At 61.3% G+C, this 19,108-nt stretch carries 16 protein-coding genes and 1 pseudogene; 6 read left to right on the top strand and 11 right to left on the bottom strand.

What is annotated here, in order from left to right:
* Window positions 1-6 precede the first annotated feature (6 nt).
* From ACLH0I_RS28450 to ACLH0I_RS28460, 3 genes are read left to right on the top strand one after another with little or no spacing between them, the layout of a single operon-like run.
* A complete protein-coding gene (locus ACLH0I_RS28450; protein ID WP_053126501.1) occupies window positions 7-729 on the top strand; it encodes a DUF484 family protein in 723 nt (240 codons plus the stop codon).
* Between the two features lie 2 nt (window positions 730-731).
* Window positions 732-1,631 (top strand): tyrosine recombinase XerC, encoded by a 900-nt coding sequence (gene xerC / locus ACLH0I_RS28455; protein ID WP_186706862.1) that lies wholly within the window; start codon window positions 732-734, stop codon window positions 1,629-1,631.
* Complete coding sequence (locus ACLH0I_RS28460) at window positions 1,628-2,332, top strand: HAD family hydrolase (protein WP_250964773.1); 705 nt, start codon at window positions 1,628-1,630, stop codon at window positions 2,330-2,332. Before xerC ends, ACLH0I_RS28460 begins: the two co-directional genes overlap by 4 nt.
* 342 nt (window positions 2,333-2,674) lie before the next feature.
* On the opposite strand, the gene sutA is transcribed toward ACLH0I_RS28460, so the two are convergent.
* The 4 genes from sutA to glnK all read right to left on the bottom strand — a co-directional run bounded on the left by sutA (window position 2,675) and on the right by glnK (window position 5,445).
* On the bottom strand, window positions 2,675-2,998 hold the full coding sequence (sutA, locus tag ACLH0I_RS28465) for a transcriptional regulator SutA (protein ID WP_072406034.1): 324 nt from the start codon (window positions 2,996-2,998) through the stop codon (window positions 2,675-2,677).
* Window positions 2,999-3,100: 102 nt separating this feature from the next.
* On the bottom strand, window positions 3,101-3,526 hold the full coding sequence (locus tag ACLH0I_RS28470) for a secondary thiamine-phosphate synthase enzyme YjbQ (RefSeq protein WP_186706864.1): 426 nt from the start codon (window positions 3,524-3,526) through the stop codon (window positions 3,101-3,103).
* A 212-nt stretch (window positions 3,527-3,738) separates the two neighbouring features.
* Window positions 3,739-5,073: an ammonium transporter gene (locus ACLH0I_RS28475; RefSeq protein ID WP_186706865.1), complete on the bottom strand. Its 1,335-nt coding sequence runs from the start codon at window positions 5,071-5,073 to the stop codon at window positions 3,739-3,741.
* A 33-nt stretch (window positions 5,074-5,106) separates the two neighbouring features.
* On the bottom strand, window positions 5,107-5,445 hold the full coding sequence (gene glnK / locus ACLH0I_RS28480; RefSeq protein WP_002555808.1) for a P-II family nitrogen regulator: 339 nt from the start codon (window positions 5,443-5,445) through the stop codon (window positions 5,107-5,109).
* Window positions 5,446-5,860: 415 nt separating this feature from the next.
* Between glnK and ACLH0I_RS28485 the strand changes: the two genes are divergently transcribed.
* Window positions 5,861-6,121 (top strand): accessory factor UbiK family protein, encoded by a 261-nt coding sequence (locus ACLH0I_RS28485; protein ID WP_053126510.1) that lies wholly within the window; start codon window positions 5,861-5,863, stop codon window positions 6,119-6,121.
* 18 nt (window positions 6,122-6,139) lie between these two features.
* Here ACLH0I_RS28485 and ACLH0I_RS28490 read toward each other — a convergent pair whose 3' ends face one another.
* Both ACLH0I_RS28490 and ACLH0I_RS28495 read right to left on the bottom strand, forming a co-directional pair.
* Complete coding sequence (locus ACLH0I_RS28490) at window positions 6,140-7,417, bottom strand: sensor histidine kinase (RefSeq protein ID WP_411385935.1); 1,278 nt, start codon at window positions 7,415-7,417, stop codon at window positions 6,140-6,142.
* Window positions 7,418-7,660: 243 nt separating this feature from the next.
* Window positions 7,661-8,887: a hypothetical protein gene (locus ACLH0I_RS28495; RefSeq protein ID WP_411385936.1), complete on the bottom strand. Its 1,227-nt coding sequence runs from the start codon at window positions 8,885-8,887 to the stop codon at window positions 7,661-7,663.
* A gap of 432 nt (window positions 8,888-9,319) precedes the next feature.
* On the opposite strand from ACLH0I_RS28495, the gene ACLH0I_RS28500 reads away from it, so the two are divergent.
* Window positions 9,320-10,813 carry a YifB family Mg chelatase-like AAA ATPase gene (locus ACLH0I_RS28500; protein ID WP_411385937.1) on the top strand — a complete coding sequence of 498 codons (1,494 nt, stop codon included), beginning with the start codon at window positions 9,320-9,322 and terminating at the stop codon, window positions 10,811-10,813.
* A 6-nt stretch (window positions 10,814-10,819) separates the two neighbouring features.
* On the opposite strand, the gene ACLH0I_RS28505 is transcribed toward ACLH0I_RS28500, so the two are convergent.
* The 4 genes and pseudogenes from ACLH0I_RS28505 to ACLH0I_RS28520 all read right to left on the bottom strand — a co-directional run bounded on the left by ACLH0I_RS28505 (window position 10,820) and on the right by ACLH0I_RS28520 (window position 15,494).
* Window positions 10,820-12,034, bottom strand: a complete 1,215-nt coding sequence (locus ACLH0I_RS28505; RefSeq protein WP_411385938.1) for an aldose 1-epimerase family protein — start codon at window positions 12,032-12,034, stop codon at window positions 10,820-10,822.
* Window positions 12,035-12,410: 376 nt separating this feature from the next.
* Entirely contained in the window at window positions 12,411-13,271 is an 861-nt protein-coding gene (locus ACLH0I_RS28510; protein WP_408003329.1) for a methyl-accepting chemotaxis protein, read from the bottom strand.
* A gap of 42 nt (window positions 13,272-13,313) precedes the next feature.
* Window positions 13,314-14,489 (bottom strand): annotated as a pseudogene (locus tag ACLH0I_RS28515) (Cache 3/Cache 2 fusion domain-containing protein); the annotation flags it as partial.
* 84 nt (window positions 14,490-14,573) lie between these two features.
* Complete coding sequence (locus ACLH0I_RS28520) at window positions 14,574-15,494, bottom strand: LysR substrate-binding domain-containing protein (RefSeq protein WP_411385939.1); 921 nt, start codon at window positions 15,492-15,494, stop codon at window positions 14,574-14,576.
* Window positions 15,495-15,652: 158 nt separating this feature from the next.
* Between ACLH0I_RS28520 and ACLH0I_RS28525 the strand changes: the two genes are divergently transcribed.
* The gene (locus tag ACLH0I_RS28525; RefSeq protein ID WP_411387568.1) at window positions 15,653-17,047 is read left to right on the top strand and encodes a NorM family multidrug efflux MATE transporter; all 1,395 of its coding nucleotides are present in this window, start codon (window positions 15,653-15,655) and stop codon (window positions 17,045-17,047) included.
* A gap of 113 nt (window positions 17,048-17,160) precedes the next feature.
* Here the strand turns inward: ACLH0I_RS28525 and ACLH0I_RS28530 are convergent, their stop codons facing one another.
* Complete coding sequence (locus ACLH0I_RS28530) at window positions 17,161-18,834, bottom strand: putative bifunctional diguanylate cyclase/phosphodiesterase (RefSeq protein WP_411385940.1); 1,674 nt, start codon at window positions 18,832-18,834, stop codon at window positions 17,161-17,163.
* Window positions 18,835-19,108 lie beyond the last annotated feature (274 nt).

The following is a 19,108-nucleotide window of genomic DNA, read 5'->3' on the forward strand; positions in this document are numbered from 1 at the left end:
AAACCCATGACCGATCAGCCACAGGTTCCAGCCCCACAGCCCGACGAATCCCCCAGTCTTCCAGAAACCGCGGCCGTGGCTGCTTACCTGGAGGCCCATCCGGACTTCTTCGTCGAGCATGAAGAACTGCTTGCGACGATGCGCATCCCCCACCGGCGCGGCGATACCGTGTCGCTGGTGGAACACCAGATGAAAATCCTGCGCGAGCGCAACATCGAAATGCGCCATCGGCTTTCGCACCTGATGGACGTGGCCCGGGACAACGACCGGCTCTTCGACAAGACCCGTCGGCTGATCCTGGCCCTGATGGACGCCAGCACCCTCGAAGACCTGGTCATGAGCGTCGAAGACAGCCTGCGCCAGGATTTCCAGGTGCCCTTCGTCAGCCTGATCCTGTTCGGCGACAACGCCATGCCGGTGGGCCGCTGGGTGACCCACGCCGAAGCGCAGACGGCCATTGGCGGCCTGCTCACGGAAGACAAAAGCGTCAGCGGCAGCCTGCGCGAGCATGAGCTGGATTTCCTGTTTGGCGAAGAACAACGCAAGCAGATCGGCTCCACTGCCGTCGTCGCCATCGCCCACCAGGGCGTGCACGGCGTGCTGGCCATCGCCAGCCGCGATCCGCAGCACTACAAGAGTTCGGTGGGCACGCTGTTCCTGAGCTACATCGCCGAAGTTACCGGCCGGGTGCTGCCAAGGGTCGCCGGCTCGCTGCGCCCGGTACGCTGATGATGGAACGGCAACTGGACGCCTACTGCGAACACCTGCGCAGTGAGCGCCAGGTGTCGCCCCACACGTTATCGGCCTATCGCCGCGACCTGGAAAAAGTGCTGGGCTGGTGCCAGAAGCAGAATATCGGCAGTTGGTCGGCCCTGGACATCCAGCGCTTGCGCAGCCTGATCGCCCGCTTGCATCAACAAGGCCAATCCTCCCGCAGCCTGGCGCGCCTGTTATCGGCGGTGCGTGGCCTGTACCACTACCTCAATCGCGAAGGCCTGTGCGATCACGATCCGGCCACTGGCCTGGCGCCGCCCAAGGGCGAACGTCGACTGCCGAAGACACTCGACACCGACCGCGCCCTGCAATTGCTTGAAGGCGCCGTCGAGGATGATTTCCTGGCCCGACGCGACCAGGCGATTCTCGAGCTGTTCTATTCTTCCGGCCTGCGGCTTTCAGAGCTGACGGGGCTCAACCTGGATCAGCTGGACCTGGCCGACGGCATGGTCCAGGTGCTCGGCAAGGGCAGCAAGACGCGCCTGCTGCCCGTCGGCCGCAAGGCCCGGGAAGCCCTGGAGCAGTGGCTGCCCCTGCGAGCACTGGCCAACCCTGCCGACGATGCGGTATTCGTCAGCCAACGCGGTCGGCGCCTCGGCCCGCGGGCGATCCAGTTGCGGGTCAAGGCCGCCGGCGAACGCGAGCTGGGGCAGAACCTGCACCCGCACATGCTCAGGCATTCCTTCGCCAGCCACCTGTTGGAATCCTCCCAGGACCTGCGCGCTGTGCAAGAGCTGCTGGGTCACTCGGACATCAAGACCACACAGATCTATACCCATTTGGACTTCCAGCACCTGGCAACGGTCTATGACAGTGCCCACCCCAGGGCCAAACGCATCAAGGGCGACGAATCATGACCATCGAGCTCATCACTTTCGACCTGGACGACACCTTGTGGGACACCGCCCCGGTGATCGCCAGCGCCGAAGCCGTACTCCGCCAATGGCTGACCGACAACGCCCCGAACCTGGGCGGGCTGCCGGTGGAGCATCTTTTTTCGATTCGCGAGCAAGTGTTGCGCGAAGAACCCAACCTGAAGCATCGCATCAGTGCGTTGCGCCGGCGGGTGCTGTTCCGTGCCTTGCAGGAGGCCGGCTACGACCAGTGGCAAGCCTCTGAACTGGCGGACCAGGCCTTCGAGACGTTCCTGCATGCCCGCCATCAACTGGACATTTTTCCCGAGGTGCAGCCCACCCTGGAAATCCTGGCCAATCATTTCGCCCTCGGCGTGGTCACCAATGGCAACGCCGACGTACGCCGCCTGGGGCTGGCGGACTATTTCAAGTTCGCCCTGTGCGCCGAAGACATCGGCATCGCCAAGCCCGACGCCCGGCTGTTCCACGAAGCCTTGCAACGCGGCGGCGCCACGGCACGCACCGCCGTACACGTTGGCGATCACCCCGGCGACGACATCGCCGGCGCCCAACAGGCCGGCCTGCGCGCGGTGTGGTTCAACCCGGCGGGCAAGCCCTGGAGTGCCGATCACGCGCCAGACGCGCAAATCCGCAGCCTGACCGAACTGCCGGGGTTATTGGCAGGGTGGCATAGCCAGCCCTGAACCCCTGCTTCGCAGCTCCCCAAACCCCTATGTGGGAGCGAGCTTGCTCGCGAAGGCGGCGGCACACCCAACATCAATGCCAACAGACAAACCGCTATCGCGAGCAAGCTCGCTCCCACCCTGGTTCTGCTGTGCCCTGAGGCGCTGCGCCAGGCACAAATCCCTGTGGGAGCGAGCTTGCTCGCGAAGACGGCGGCACATCCAACATCAATGCCAACAGACAAACCGCTATCGCGAGCAAGCTCGCTCCCACAGGGACCGCGCCAGGCCAGGGAATGGAATCGCCCCCATGAAAAAGCCCGCAGCGACGGCGGGCTTTTTCAGCAAGCAAGAAGCAGACACTCAGATAGGGCGGCTGCCGTACTTGTTGTCTGGCTTCTTGGGCGGATCAGCGACCACGTTGGCCTCCACTTCCTGCACTTTACCGCCCCTGGCCAGGAATTCCTCCATGGCCTTGGCGAGCGCATCACGCTCCTTGTTCTTGGCCTCTACGCTCGGCAATTCGTCGACCGATACCGCTGCCTTGGCCTTGCCTTTGGCGGTAGGAGCCGGAACGTCGGCGCCATCGTCTTCGGCAACGTCTTCCGCCGCCACTTCAAGGCCTTCTTCGGTCTCGTCTTCGTCGCCTACTTCGAGGTCGTCGTTTTCCAGATCATCGTCGCTCATGTTCTACCTCATGACTTGCGAAAAGCAGATTAGTTATAGCCCAGCTTCGCCATCTGTTCGAAGGCTGCCAGAAAAAATTCAACATCCGCCGGCAATCAGCGGTTATGCCTCTTCACCGTACAAGGTGGCGAGGACTTTACGAGCACCGCCGTGATCACGGTGCTCGCCCAGATAAACACCTTGCCAGGTTCCCAACGCCAGCCTTCCTGCCGTAACCGGCAGGCTGAGCTGGCAACCGAGCACGCTGGCCTTGAAGTGCGCCGGGAGGTCGTCCAGGCCTTCGTCGTTGTGCTCATAACCGGCGGCTCCTTGTGGGATCAGCCGATTGAAAAATCGTTCGAAGTCTCGACGTACCGCCGGATCGGCGTTCTCGTTGATGGTCAACGAGGCCGAGGTATGCTGCAGCCACAGATGCAACAGACCAACACGACACGCCTTGAGTTCAGGCAGGCCGGCCAGCAACTCGTCCGTCACCAGATGAAAGCCCCGGGGCCTTGCCCGCAGGGTTATCAGCGTCTGTTGCCACATACAGATCTCCGCACGTTCGGCGCGCATTCTAGCGCGCTCTGGGAAAAAACAAAGGCCCTAATATTCTTGCTTCGATGTAAGCCTTTGGCGGTATAAAAACCCATGTCGCATCCACAACAAAAGGCGTCGGAAAAACCGCCGCATCCTGTGAGCAATGACAAATTCCAGGCAAAAAAATGCCCGGCGAACCGGGCATTTTTTAGGGCGCGTATTTACAGGTTATAGCCACGCTCGTTGTGCTGGGCCAGGTCCAGGCCCACGGCTTCTTCTTCCTCGGTGACACGCAGACCCATGACGGCATCCAGCACCTTGAGGATGATGAAGGTGACGATCCCGGTGTAGACCACCGTGAAACCCACGCCTTTGAATTGAATCCACACTTGCGCGCCGATGTCGGTCACGGTGCCGAAGCCACCCAGTGCCGGAGCGGCGAACACACCGGTCAGGATCGCGCCGAGGATACCGCCGATGCCGTGTACGCCAAAGGCGTCCAGGGAATCGTCATAACCGAGCTTGCGCTTGAGGGTGGTAGCGCAGAAGAAGCACACCACGCCCGCCGCCAAGCCGATGACCAGGGCGCCCATCGGGCCCACGGTGCCGGCAGCCGGGGTAATTGCAACCAGACCGGCGACCACGCCCGAGGCAATGCCCAGCGCGCTTGGCTTGCCGTGGGTGATCCACTCGGCAAACATCCAGCCCAGCGCCGCCGCAGCGGTCGCGATCTGGGTCACCAGCATCGCCATGCCGGCGGTGCCGTTGGCGGCGACAGCGGAACCGGCGTTGAAGCCGAACCAACCGACCCACAGCATGGCCGCGCCCATCAGGGTATAACCCAGGTTGTGCGGCGCCATTGGGGTGGTCGGGAAGCCTTTGCGCTTGCCCAATACCAGGCACGCCACCAGACCTGCGATACCGGCGTTGATGTGCACCACGGTGCCGCCAGCGAAGTCCAGCACGCCCCAGTCCCACATCAGGCCGCCGTTGCCGGACCAGACCATGTGCGCAATCGGTGCATACACCAGGGTGAACCACACGCCCATGAAGATCAGCATGGCGGAGAACTTCATCCGCTCGGCAAATGCGCCGACGATCAGGGCCGGGGTGATGATGGCGAAGGTCATCTGGAAGGTAATGAACACCGCTTCAGGGAACAGCGCCGCCGGACCGGTGATGCTCGCCGGCGTGACGCCCGCCAGGAACGCCTTGCCCAGGCCACCGACGAAGGAGTTGAAATTGACGACGCCCTGCTCCATGCCGGTGGTGTCGAACGCGATGCTGTAGCCATAGATGACCCACAGGACGCTGATCAGACCGGTAATGGCAAAGCACTGCATCATCACGGAAAGAAGGTTTTTCGACCGGACCATACCACCGTAGAACAGTGCCAGGCCGGGAATGGTCATGAACAGTACAAGAATCGTGGCCGTGAGCATCCAGGCGGTGTCGCCGGAGTTCAGGACAGGGGCTGCCGCTTCTTCTGCCATGGCCAGGCCAGGCATTGCGAAGGACAACAGGGCTCCTAGCCCTGCGAATTTACGCAGAGTCATATTGTTTTCTCCTGGGGCGTTGGGTTTGGCGGCTTAGATGGCGTCGGTATCGGTTTCGCCGGTACGGATGCGGATAGCCTGTTCCAGATTGACCACAAAGATCTTCCCGTCACCGATCTTGCCGGTGTTGGCGGCCTTGGTGATTGCCTCGATCACCCGGTCAAGATCCTTGTCGTCAATGGCGACATCGATCTTCACCTTGGGCAGGAAATCGACCACGTATTCCGCGCCGCGATACAGCTCGGTGTGGCCCTTCTGCCGACCGAAGCCCTTGACCTCAGTAACGGTAATGCCCTGCACGCCGATCTCGGACAACGACTCGCGCACGTCGTCCAACTTGAACGGCTTGATGATGGCAGTGACTAGCTTCATGAAACTTTCTCCCGAATTGGTGGACTTGCCCCAGGAAAACAAACCCGACTCAAGTCTAAGCGCAGTGCCTGGCTTTGTAACGCGTCGTCGGCCCAAGTTGCCCGACAGGTGCCAGTTAACCGATCCTGACGAAACTCCCCGTTCCGCCTGCTGCACTGCATTCGTCACAGCGACTGCATCAGTGCATGGGTCATCAGCCTCTAAGCAGAAACCTTGCCATCTGCACCCAAACCCTCTGATTTCAATCTCTTGGCCACCTGCTTGACGTGCACTGCGTCATGAACCGCAACGTTACGCACAACAACAGTGCAGCAACGCCCGGCGCAATGCGCGAAAAGCGTGCATCCCTGGCTTGCGAATTGACTATAGACACTGCGTGGTACACTGCCCGCCATCGTTTCCAGGACACCTGCACATGCTTGCGCCCAAAGACCTCCTCGACGCCCTGAGCGGCCACGCCTCCCGCCTCTTGAGTGGTGACACGCCGCTGCCCAAAAGCGAAATCGAAAGCCAGTTCAAGGCCCTGCTGCAAAGCGGCTTCAGTAAGCTGGACCTGGTCAGCCGGGAAGAATTCGACAGCCAGATGGTCGTACTGGCCCGGACCCGGGCGCGGCTCGAAAGCCTGGAGGCCAAGGTCGCGGAGCTGGAAGCGCGACTGGCTCCGGCACAGGAATAAGCAGCCCCTGCAGGCCACTCAACCCCTCGCAACATGTTGAGACGGGGCCGGGCTCAGTGCCAGCGGCAGCTCCAGGATAAACAGCGCGCCCCTGCCCGGCCCGGCGCTCTGCACGGTCAGATCGCCGCCCATCTCGTGCGCAGCCAGGATGCAGCTGTGCAGGCCAAAACCATGGCCGTCGACACGCGTGGTGAAGCCGTGCTCGAACACCCGCGCCAGATTGTCCTGCGCGATCCCCTCGCCGTTGTCCTCGATCTCGACCCGCACGCGCCCCTCGTCAACGATCTTCAGGCGCAGGACGATCTGCGGCGGCCGGTTCGTACCCGCGTCCAGCGCCTGCTTGGCGTTGTTGATCAGATTGACCAGGATCTGCAGCACTCGGTGCTTATCCAGCGGCATTTGCGGGGTATCGCTGAATTCCTTGATCAGCGTGATGTGGTGGCGGGCCATGGACACATCGCAAATGCGCACGACATCCTCGACCAACTCCCGCAGCGAGCCCGGCTCCAAGACACTGGCATTACCAGCGTAGGACTGCTGGGTGGCGACGATTTCCTTGATGTGGTCGATTCGACGGGTCAATTGGGCCAGCTCGGCGATCATGCCTTGCTGCTCGACGGCCAGCGCGTCGGCCAGCTTGTCGAGATAGTCGGGTAGCGCGCGCCCTTTCGGATCAGTGCTGATGAAGTCGCCGAGGTCATCGGGATGGTCCTTCATCAACTGGGCGACCTTGGCCACCGCAGGCCCCTTGGAGGTGTGCACCTTATCGTAGAGGACCTGGGCTGACACATTGACACTGTTGAGCACATTGCCCACGTTGTGCAGCACATTGGTGGCGATCTCCGCCATGCCGGCCCGGCGCGCAGTGGTCACCAGTTCGGCCTGCGCCTCGCGCAACTCGTCGTTGACCTTGGCCAGTTGCTGTGGGCTGGGAATCTTCAGGGCCGCCGGCACCAACCGGACCAGCAGGATGGCGGTAATCACCGAGGCGATCGCAGTGATCACCTTGACCAGCGCCGACAGCCAGTAATAGGGCTGCCAGATGGTCAGGATCTCCAACACGTGGCTGGTCCCGCAGGCCAGGATAAACACGCCGAAAGCCGCCAGCATCCAATCGAACGGCACATCCTTGCGCTTGTGGATGAAGTACAGGAGGGTGAAAGGGATGGTGACGTAGGACAGGGTGATCAAGCCGTCGGCGATCACATTGGTCCACAGCAAATCCGGACGCCACATGTAGCAATGCCCGTGAGGCATGAAGCGCTTGTCGGTTAACAGAGCCAGCAGATCGTTCATGGCCACTTCCTCGCTGTGCCGTTGATACCGCCAAGTGCCGACTGGGCAAAATCGAGTCTAGCAGGCCGGTCCCGGACAATTTGCCCACCGGCGGAGCTTTTTTGTAGGGCTCCCGTGATAGTGAAGAAAGCGCAAAGGTTCACAACCTGAAGACACTGGCAGCCGAGTGCCAAGGGAGTTGCACAAGGTTAGCGCGGAACGACTTAACGCTCCGCGCTCTGTCACATGGACAACCGTGAACCTCTATGGCCTGTCCAGCTTCACCGCAGATTCAGCCATCCAATAGCCCTCCCGCCAGAATTTGTAGTCTGCAAACTCCCCATGTTTTTGTGGCCACTTGCCGTGATTATCGATAGGAAAGCGAGTTAAATGCACCCTATTGCGCAGTGGCCGGTAACACGCCACGTCATCAACAACCTGGGTATCCGGAAAAATATCTTCAGCCAACCGAGTCATGTTCCACCAAGACCCAGCCGTTCGATCCTTGAATGAATTGACTTCGCCAAACGTGTAATCAATCCAGTTCAAGAGGCTCCCGCGGGGCATGAAATCAAAAAAGAAATTTTCACCAACCTCTCTGTACGGATCCAGGCTCAAATTCCAGAAGTCCACTTCAGGCCTTGTTACCAACCAAGGCACAACGACATTCTCGACTTCTTTTACCCGGGCGGCAGCCCCCATGAACACCAGGTTATTCACGTTAAGATCCGGATGCCTGGCAAGGATATTAACCGCGACAATCGCCCCCATACTATGGCCAACGATGTTTATCTCACTCCCCTCAACATGATAGGGAGAGCCTTGTTGATTGCCCTTTTTTTCCAAACGATGGAGCAGTGCGGTAACGGCCGTATCAGCGTAGCGAACCGGCCCCTTGAACTCTCTATCTGGCTCGGTGATTAAATCGCCCTCAAACGCTATATTTTTAGTCAACACCAGGTCAGTACGACGAAGCATTCCATCCCATGCCCCAGTTCCAAAGCCGTCGACCAAGGGGGCCATCCCCAGTTTGACTGGATTCCACACGGTGTAGTAATCACTGCGCACACCGACATGGGGCGGCGAATTGCTTATTTGAAATCCCTTCTCGTCCAGTTTATCGACTCTCTTTTGGTAATCCTTCTCATCAGCGACAGTGACGCTTTTGAGAACCGCGACAGGGTCTGAAATTTCCTTGTACAGCGATGATGGAACCCTGACCAAGGACCGCCCTAAATCCTCGATCAACACAACGGGAGAGGTCATTGCACCCAACACCGGCCTATTCAGCCCTTTTCGAATTCTAAATAGATGGTCACCATAGTTAGGCCAAAAATCGGAGTTCCAAGCAATAAAAATAGGGTATTGATGATCAGCAAGCATGTCGTCGACCATTCTTCCAGGACGGTCAACTGCTGTAGAAAAATTATTCAAACCGCCGTGTATGAACAAGGTAATTCTTAATGTCTTATCCTTGCTCTGGAGCGCCATGTAATTCTGGAAAATATTCTCAAGATAGGCCTTCTCGTCCTCTTTTGTTTTTTTAGATCGCCTCGCTCACCGATGATTGTTTTCTGGTTTGGATCAATGAGGTTTCCATCCCCATCAATGTAAAGCATATGCATTTTGGCATTCTGGTAATCCGTCCCCTTATGACCTGCACACCCCACCAGCACAATAATTGTTATCAGCCAAGTCAAGAGCTTCATGCGACCCCCTCCCTTTATAGGCCAAGAGTGTAGAAGAGAATTGCCACCTCCACGGCATCATCTCATCCACCTCCTATAGCCAAACTTAAACTGGATCAGCACCCCGCAACATCCTGCCAAAATTTGCCCTATCAATTGCCGCGCCAAATTCATCCCCACGACTAACCTTCAGGAGCCGCAGGACGCGGCGCCCCATTCACTCAAGGAACGATTCATGTCGCTTGCCATTGTCCACAGCCGCGCCCAAGTAGGGGTCGAGGCGCCTGCCGTTACCGTTGAAGTCCACCTGGCCAATGGCTTGCCGTCGCTGACGATGGTTGGCCTGCCGGAAGCGGCGGTCAAGGAAAGCAAGGATCGGGTGCGCAGCGCGATCATCAACTCGGGGCTGAATTTTCCGGCGCGTCGCATCACCCTGAACCTGGCGCCGGCGGACCTGCCAAAAGACGGCGGCCGCTTCGACCTGGCCATCGCCCTGGGGATCCTCTCGGCCAGCGTGCAGGTACCGACCCTGACCTTGGACGACGTGGAATGCCTCGGGGAACTGGCCTTGTCTGGCGCAGTGCGCCCAGTGCGAGGGGTATTGCCCGCGGCGCTGGCGGCGCGCAAGGCCGGGCGCATGCTGGTGGTGCCCCGGGCCAATGCCGAGGAAGCCTGCCTGGCCTCGGGGCTGAAGGTGATCGCCGTGGACCATCTGCTGGAAGCGGTGGCGCACTTCAACGGTCACACGCCGGTCGAGCCGTTCGTTTCCAATGGGCTGCTTTCGGCCAGCAAACCCTACCCCGACCTGAATGAAGTGCAAGGCCAGGCCGCGGCCAAGCGGGCGTTGCTGATTGCCGCCGCAGGGGCTCACAACCTGTTGTTCAGCGGGCCACCGGGCACCGGCAAGACCCTGTTGGCGAGCCGTTTGCCCGGGCTGCTGCCGCCACTGGCCGAGAGCGAAGCCCTGGAGGTCGCAGCCATTCAGTCGGTGGCCAGTTGCGTGCCGTTGAGCCATTGGCCGCAACGTCCGTTTCGCCAGCCACACCACTCGGCTTCCGGTCCGGCGCTGGTCGGTGGCGGGTCAAAACCGCAGCCAGGGGAGATCACCCTCGCCCACCATGGCGTGCTGTTTCTGGATGAGCTGCCGGAATTCGACCGCAAGGTGTTGGAGGTCTTGAGAGAACCGCTGGAGTCCGGACACATCGTGGTGTCTCGCGCCCGTGACCGGGTGCGCTTCCCGGCGCGCTTCCAGTTGGTGGCGGCGATGAATCCCTGCCCCTGTGGCTATCTTGGCGAGCCCAGCGGCCGCTGCGCCTGTACACCGGACATGGTGCAGCGCTACCGCAACAAACTCTCCGGCCCGCTGCTGGACCGCATCGACCTGCACCTGACCGTCGCCCGGGAAGCCACGGCCTTGAACCCCAAGCACGAACCCGGGGACGATACGGCCACGGTCGCCGAGCGCGTCGCCGAAGCCCGGGAGCGCCAGCACGACCGCCAGGGCTGTGCCAATGCCTTCCTCGATCTGCCGGGATTGCGCCGGCATTGCAAGTTATCCACAACCGACGAAACCTGGCTGGAAACCGCCTGCGAGCGGCTGACGCTGTCGCTGCGCGCCGCCCACCGCCTGCTCAAGGTCGCCCGGACACTGGCAGACCTGGAGCAAGCGGGGAGCATTCGCCGCGAGCACCTGGCCGAAGCGTTGCAGTACCGGCCGGCTACGGCTTGAACCGCTTTATGGTTTGCTCAGGTCCACCAACGGTGTTTGCCGAACCTCGGTTTTTTGACCGTTCTGGATCGTATCGATGCGCTTGAGCGCCTTATCCACAGCGCCCTTGTCTGCCAGCAGACTGTAGTGGATCTGGAATTGCTTGTGCTCTTTCGGCGCGATGGTGGGCACCAGGCCCAAGGGGCGCTGATACCGGCGGTTATAGGAAAAACTGGTACCGGGCTCCAACCCGGTCACGTAGCCCTGGCCTTGGGTATCCGTGTTTTTCCACAGGGAGAACACGGGCAGCGTGCTGGTGTTGAAGCCCACCGACACCCCGAGACTGCCGGCCTTGTTGTGCAGCACCGTGAGGGTGTCGCCCTTGGCGTCGGCGTAGGGCACGACGTTATAAACGGTTTCGTCGTAATCCTTGGTCGGGCCCCGGTAGGTTTGCCAATCGGACAAGTCGCCCTTGGCCTTGTCGTTGAACGGCGAGACCTGCTTGACCGGTGCCGCGAAACGAGCGCCCTGCTCCAGGAACGGCGTGCTGAAATTGCTGTGGTAGAGCGCTTGGTATTCCTTCGGGTAATCGCCGTTGTTGGTCAGCGTGTCGTTGAGCGCGAACGTCACGCTGCCGGGCTCGGTGACCAGTTCGGTCTGCACCGAGAAATCGACCTTCTTGAATGCCTGCTCCTTCAACTCGCCCCGCAGGGTAATGGCGTAGGGCGGTTTCTCATCGATGTGCAAGGTGACCTTGTTGGCCGGAATATTCGCGGCGCGACCGTGCAGGGTCAGCAGCTCGCCGTTGTCCATGCCGGGATGGCCGACCCATTCGTAGCCGCAGCGGGTGACCAGCTCATTGAAGCCTTCAAGCCAACCCAAGCCGCCGCGGCCGTTGAGCTCGATGAACGCCGGGTTGACCACTTCCTTGACGGGCGAATCCCACCCCATGCGCACGTCGCCAACCGATGCCTGCAGCACATTCATGCCACGGGTCGGGACCACTGAAAGCTTCAGGGTGCCGTTGTCGATGTCGACCACGCTGACACCTTCCTGCCGACCACCGTGCAGGGTGCGCATCGTCACGGAAAAGGGTTTGTCGGTCTTCACGCCGAGTTGCTGGCTGGTGATTTGCCAGGGTTGGGCGGCTTTATCGGTATCCAGCAGGACGTAATCCCAAGCCATCGCATGGGAAGCAGCGCCCAAGGCGCCAAGGGTAACGAGCAGTTTGAGCGGAGTCATGGACGCGACCTTTTATTGGAGTTGTGCGGTTTTTATAGACTTGAAGAAACGTTTCAGCAAGCTAAAAAACAGCAATAATCTTAAAAAAGGATGGACCGCTGGATTGAGGGCTTTTGTGGGAGCGGGCTTGCTCGCGATAGCGGTGGGTCAGGTTGAGATGAGGGTGACTGGACTGCCGCCTTCGCGAGCAAGCTCGCTCCCACATTGATTCCAGGCAGGCGCAAGAAGAGGGATCACCCGTAAACTCCCTTGTGGGAGCGAGCCTGCTCGCGAAGGCGGTGGGTCAGTGAGTAGAGATTATGGACAGCCGCCTTCGCGAGCAGGCTCGCTCCCACATTAATCGCGGGGGTGCCTGCTCGCACTGGTTGCAGAGGCCTCAGCGGAACCGATCAACCTCTTGGCGCAGGTCCTGGGCCAGTTTTTCCAGCTCCTTGGCGGTGAGCGCCAGGTTCGAGACCACTTGGCGCTGTTCGCTGTTGGCCATGGCGATGCTCTGCAGGTTGCTGCTGAGCAGGGTCGCGGTGCTGCTTTGCTCTTGGGTGGCGGTGGTGATCGCCGCGAATTGCTGGCCAGCCGAGCGACTCTGCTCGTCGATGCGCGCCAGGGCCGAGGCCACGTTGGCGTTGCGCGACAAGCCTTCCTGCATCAGCAGGTTGCCCTGCTCCATGGTGCTGATGGCATTGCCGGTTTCCTGCTGGATGCTGTTGATCATGCTGGAGATTTCGTCAGTGGCCTGGCGGGTGCGGGACGCCAGGCTGCGGACTTCATCGGCCACCACGGCGAAACCACGGCCCTGCTCGCCAGCGCGGGCGGCCTCGATGGCGGCGTTCAATGCCAGCAGGTTGGTCTGCTCGGCAATCGAGGTGATGACACCGACGATGCCGCCGATCTCCTGGGAACGCTGGCCCAGGGTATTGATGACCGAGGCCGTGCTGTTCAGCGCGCCGGCAATTTGCTCCAGGGACGACGACGCCTCATCCATCGAGGTCCGGCCAATGCGGGTTTGCTGGGCATTTTCCTGGGCCAGGCGCTCGGTGTTGCCCATGTTGTCGGCAATGTTCAAGGAGGTCGCACTGAACTCTTCCACCGCGCCCGCCATACTGGTGATTTCGCCGGACTGCTGCTCCATGCCCTCGTACGCCCCGCTGGACAACCCGGACAGGGCCTGGGCGCGGCTGTTGACTTCCTGGGAGGCCTTGCGGATGTGCTCGACCATGGTCGACAGGGCCTGGCTCATCTGGTTGAAGGCACGGGCCAACTGACCGATTTCGTCATGGCTCGACACGTTCAGGCGCACGCTCAGGTCGCCAGCGCCCAATGCTTCGGCCTGGCGCACCAGATCCCCCAGCGGTGCCAGCTTGCTACGCAACAACCACATCGCCGAGCCGACCGCCAACAGCATCGCCAGCAGGCTGCCGATGGCCAACTGCGTACCGACGCTCCAGGTCACGGCGCGGATCTCGGTTTTCGGCATGCTCGCCACCACCGCCCACGGCCCGCCCTCGAACGGCACGGCAACGCTGTAGAAATCTTCGGCGGTATCGGTCCAGAACGCACCCTTGCCCGGTTTTTTGATCAGGCCCGTAATGGCCACGGTTGCATTATCCAGCGCCTGTACGCCTGCCGGTGGCACCAGCCATTTGTTTTGCTCATCCAACAAGGCCAGCGAGCCGGTCTGGCCAATGCGGAAACGCTTGAGGTTTTCGAACTGCGCGTTCTGCGCGTCGGTGTAATCGAAGCCTACATACAACACGGCGATGATCTTGCCGCTGCTGTCACGTACCGGCGTGTATTGCGACATGTAGAAGCGCCCGAACAACAGGGCTCGACCGATGTAGCTCTGCCCGCTGATCACCGGACCGTAGGCTGGACCGGCGCGGTCGAGCACAGTGCCGATGGCCCGCGTGCCGTCCTGTTTACTGACGGAGGTGCTGACCCGGATGAAATCGTCGCCGCTGCGCACGAATACCGTGGCCACACCGGCGGTCATCGCTTTGAAGTCATCCACTTCCTTGAAGTTGTTGTTCAACACTTCGCTACCCAGGTTCAAGCCCGGGGTCTGTACGCCCGCCACCGTCACCGGCTGGTCTGGATGCACGGTCAAACCCGCGCTGAAGCGCTTTTCGAACAGACCGGCCAAGCGCTGGGTGCTCTCACGCAAGGTGCTGTGGAAGGTATTGAGCTGATCGGCCATCAGGCGCGCTTCGCTGGCCAAGTGCTCTTCACGGGTAGCAAGGTTGGCGGTGTCCAGGGAACGCAAGGCGAAGACGGTACTGCCGGAGATCACGACCGCCAGTATCACGGCAAGGGCAAGGCCTAGCTGCGAGGCGATCCGGGCGCGGGGTTGAGACATGACGGCTCCTGGCCGAGAGACCGGATCATCCTGATCACGTCGCACGCTCGGCATTTTATTCGGGTGAGGTGTAAGTAGACCCTTTCTGAACGAGGGTTCCATCTTCACGGATTCGGCGGCAAAGCCAAATACTTGAGCGGTTTGGACGGATTAATGCCAAGTGGCTAGCACGCCAACTGCAACGTTTCAGCCCAGACGCTGCACATCGGGCAATTGCATGGCCTTGACCTCGCCCTGGAGAAAGTCGCTGAGCCGGCGCAAACGCTCACCCCCTGGCCGGGTTTTCGGCCAGACCAGGTAATAGTGCTCGCCACTGGCAACCGCCGTCGGCCATGGCAGGCTCAGGCGCCCTTGGGCAACGTCCTCGGCCACCATCAGCAGGTCGCCCATGGACACACCATAGCCGCGTGCCGCTGCGATCATGCCCAGCTCCAGGGTATCGAACACCTGTCCACCCTTGAGCGAAACCTTGTCGGCCAGGCCCATGCGTTGCAACCAGTTGCGCCAGTCCCGGCGATCCGGCGTCGGGTGCAGCAGTTCGGCGCTGGCCAACCGCGCCACGTCCCAGGGCTGATCGTTCAACAGGTTCGGCGCGCCCACCGGAATCAACTCCTCGGGGAACAGCAGACTGGCCTCCCAGTCCGCCGGAAAATGCCCGTTGCCCAGCAACACGGCGCAATCGAAGGGCTCGACGTTGAAGTCCACCGAATCGATGTCCATCCAGGCACTGGTCAGTTGCACCTCGTTACCGGGCTGCAGATGCCGGAAACGGCTCAGGCGCGCCAACAGCCAGCGCATGGTCAGGGTGGAAGGCGCTTTCATGCGCAGGATGCCGTCTTCGCCGTGCAAGGTGTGGCAGGCCCGCTCCAGCGCCATGAAACCTTCGCGCACGCCCGGCAGCAGGAGCCGCGCCGCTTCGGTCAGTTGCAAGTTGCGACCGCTGCGCTGGAACAGCCGACAGGCAAAGTGATCTTCCAGGGTACGAATGTGCCGGCTGACGGCGCTCTGGGTGATCGACAGCTCTTCGGCGGCCCGGGTGAACGAGCTGTAGCGTGCCGCGGCTTCGAATGCCCGCAGCGCATAAAGCGGAGGAAGACGACGAGGCATCGCAAAAGCTCCATGGCGGTGTTTGCAAACCCTACCAGAAACGCGTCCAGCATGAGTTTTAATCATGCCAGCGATCTTTTTTATCCTTTTGTGCAATCCGTCGAGAGCGCCGAGAATCGTCGCTTTACTGCCTTCTTTGAACAGGGAGCGTGATGATCATGCGGCATCCGGTGCGTACCGAACTCTGGGCCATCCTGCGGCTGGCGGGGCCGTTGATTGCCTCGCAGTTGGCGCACATGCTGATGGTGCTCACCGACACCGTGATGATGGCGCGCCTGAGCCCCGAAGCCCTCGCCGGTGGTGGGCTCGGGGCGGCCACCTATTCGTTCGTGTCGATCTTCTGCATCGGTGTGATCGCCGCGGTGGGCACCCTGGTTGCGATTCGCCAGGGCGCAGGCGATATCGAGGGGGCTACCCGGCTGACCCAGGCCGGATTATGGCTGGCCTGGTTGATGGCGCTGATGGCCGGGTTGCTGCTGTGGAACCTCAAGCCGGTGCTGCTGATGTTCGGCCAGACCGAAACCAACGTACTGTCCGCCGGGCAGTTCCTGCTGGCGCTGCCATTCGCCCTGCCCGGCTACCTGAGCTTCATGGCCCTGCGCGGCTTTACCAGCGCCATCGGCCGAGCCACACCCGTAATGGTGATCAGCCTCGGCGGTACGGTGGCCAACTTCCTGCTCAACTACGCGCTCATCACCGGCATGTTCGGCCTGCCGAAACTCGGCTTGATGGGCATCGGCCTGGTCACGGCCATCGTCGCCAATTGCATGGCCCTGACGCTGGCCTGGCACATCCATCGGCACCCGGCCTACCGTGCCTATCCGCTGCTGGATGGGCTGTCGCGGCCCAACCGCCAATACCTCAAGGAACTGTGGCGCCTGGGCCTGCCGATTGGCGGCACGTACGCAGTGGAGGTCGGGTTGTTCGCGTTCGCCGCGCTGTGCATGGGCACCATGGGCAGCACACCGTTGGCGGCTCACCAGATCGCCCTGCAAATCGTCTCGGTGGCGTTCATGGTGCCGGCCGGGATGTCCTACGCCATCACCATGCGCATCGGCCAGCACTACGGCGCCGGGCAACTGCTGATGGCGCGCCTGGCCGGGCGGGTCGGGATCGGCTTCGGCGCAGCCGCGATGCTGGCGTTCGCCATGGTGTTCTGGTTGTTGCCTCATCAATTGATCGGCTTGTTTCTGGACCACGACGACCCGGCGTTTCGCGAGGTGATCAACCTGGCGGTGAGCCTGCTGGCGGTGGCGGCGTGGTTCGAGCTGTTCGACGGCACGCAAACCATCGCCATGGGCTGCATTCGCGGACTCAAGGACGCCAAGACCACCTTCCTGGTGGGCCTGGGTTGCTATTGGCTGATCGGTGCGCCGTCGGCGTGGTGGATGGCTTTCCACTTGAACTGGGGGCCAACCGGTGTCTGGTGGGGCCTGGCCCTGGGGCTGGCCTGTGCGGCCGTGAGCCTGACGCTGGCGTTCGAATGGAAGATGAAACGGATGATTCGCAATGAGCCTGGGCAGCCCAGTTTCGAAGCGATCCAGGCCAAATGAAACTCATCCCCCTGTGGGAGCGAGCTTGCTCGCGATGGCGATAGGTCAGTCACATCGATTTTTGACTGATACACCGCTATCGCGAGCAAGCTCGCTCCCACAAGGGAAAGGAGTCAGACCACGACTTCGTGGGTGGACTGCTGATCACCCTCGAACGTCAAATATTCAACCAACTCCGGCAACGGCAACGGCTTGCTGATCAGGAAACCCTGCACCTGGTCGCAACCGAAACCGCGTAGCAAGTCCAGTTGTTCCTGGGTTTCCACACCTTCGGCCACCACCTCCAGGTTGAGGTTGTGGGCCAGGTTGATCATGGCGTGCACCAGTTTGCGGTTCTCTTCGCGCTGTTCCATGCCGCCGACGAAGCTCTTGTCGATCTTGAGCAAGGCGATCGGCAGGCTGTTGAGGTGCACGAACGACGAGAAGCCGGTGCCGAAGTCGTCCAGGGAGAAGCGCACCCCCAGGCGGCCCAAGGCATCCATGGTCTGCTTGACCAGTTCGCTGCGGCGCATGACGGCGGTTTCGGTGAGTTCGAATTCCAGCCATTGCGCCTCGACACCCCGCTCGGCAATCAGCCGGCTCAACGTTGGCAGCAACTGGCTGTCCTGGAACTGCCGGAACGACAGGTTGACCGCCATGTGCAACGGCGCCAGCCCTCGCTCGCGCAGGGCCTGCATGTCCCGCAGCGCCCGGGAAATCACCCAGTAGCCCAGCGGCACGATCAGGCCGCTCTGTTCGGCCAGCGGCACGAACTCACTCGGTGGCAGCAAGCCGCGCTCGCCGTGACGCCAGCGCACCAGGGCTTCGAGACCGACGATGTGGCCGCCATCGAGGTTCAATCGGGGCTGGTAATGCAGTTCCAACTCGTCACGGCGCAGTGCCCGGCGCAGTTCGCTTTCCAGGTCGGCGAGGCTGCGGGCATTGCGATTGATGCGCTCGTTGAAGATATGAAAGGTGCAGCCCTGGGTGCTCTTGGCCTGTTGCATGGCGATGTGGGCGTGCCACATCAGCGGATCGGCGCCGGCCTGGGCGCGGGCATGGGCGACGCCCAGACTACAGCCGATCAGCAAGCTTTCACCGTCCACCCAATAGGGTTCGGCCAAGGCCTCGGTAATACGCTCGGCCATCCACTCGGCTCGCTGTGGTGCGCGGCGGGTGTCGATCAACAGGGCGAATTCATCACTGCCCAATCGCGCCAATTGATCGCCGGCCTCGAGCGAACTCTTGAGCCGCGACACCACTTGCAGGATCAAGCGGTCACCGGCCTGGTGGCCGAGGGCGTCGTTGGCGTGGCGAAAGTTGTCCAGGTCCAGGTGACCGAGCGCCAGGCCACGGCCGTCGTTTTCCGCCAGGCGCGCCGCCAGCAAGGTCTGGAAGCCCTGGCGATTGGCGATGCCTGTCAGCGGGTCCTGTTCGGCGAGGCGCTGCAAGGTGTTTTCCAGCACGCCGCGTTCACGCACATGGCGCAGGCAACGACGCAGGGTCGCACTGTCGAGCACGTCGCGCACCAGCCAGTCGCTGACACCGTCGGGGGCAGCCGCCGGCTCGTGCTCGAGCAACAGGATGGTTGGCAGGCTGCAACGACCCGGCGCCGGTTGCAACGCCGCAACGGTCAGCAACACCGCGTTGCGATTGTCTTCGAACAGGCTGCACACTGACTCCCAGCTTGGAGCGCTGATCAACACGACCGAGGGCCCCAAGGGCACCAGGCACTCGCGCAAGATTGCTGCCCACTCTGGCTCTTGGGCCAATAACAGCAAACGCAAGGGTTCGACAGGCGTTGACAAGCTGACTCCCTAGACTCTGCAAGGTGGTAGGCGCCGGGCATTATGACCTGCCGATGGGCAATGACCAATGCCAATGGTTCTCAAACACGCGCTTTTCGGTGGTTTTTTCCGCTCGAAATGCTACGCAGGACCCAATTGGCTCCACATCCTGCGTGAAAGTGACAAAAGCGGCAAATGACAATCCTGTGTGCGTCACAAGTCGGACAGAGCAGCACAATTCTCTGAGCCTGTTAAAATGCCGGCCCATTTCGCAAACGACTCCCTGAACCCTGTC

Origin of the sequence: Pseudomonas sp. MPB03, assembly GCF_046605385.1 — a bacterium.
Lineage (GTDB): Bacteria > Pseudomonadota > Gammaproteobacteria > Pseudomonadales > Pseudomonadaceae > Aquipseudomonas > Aquipseudomonas zanjanensis.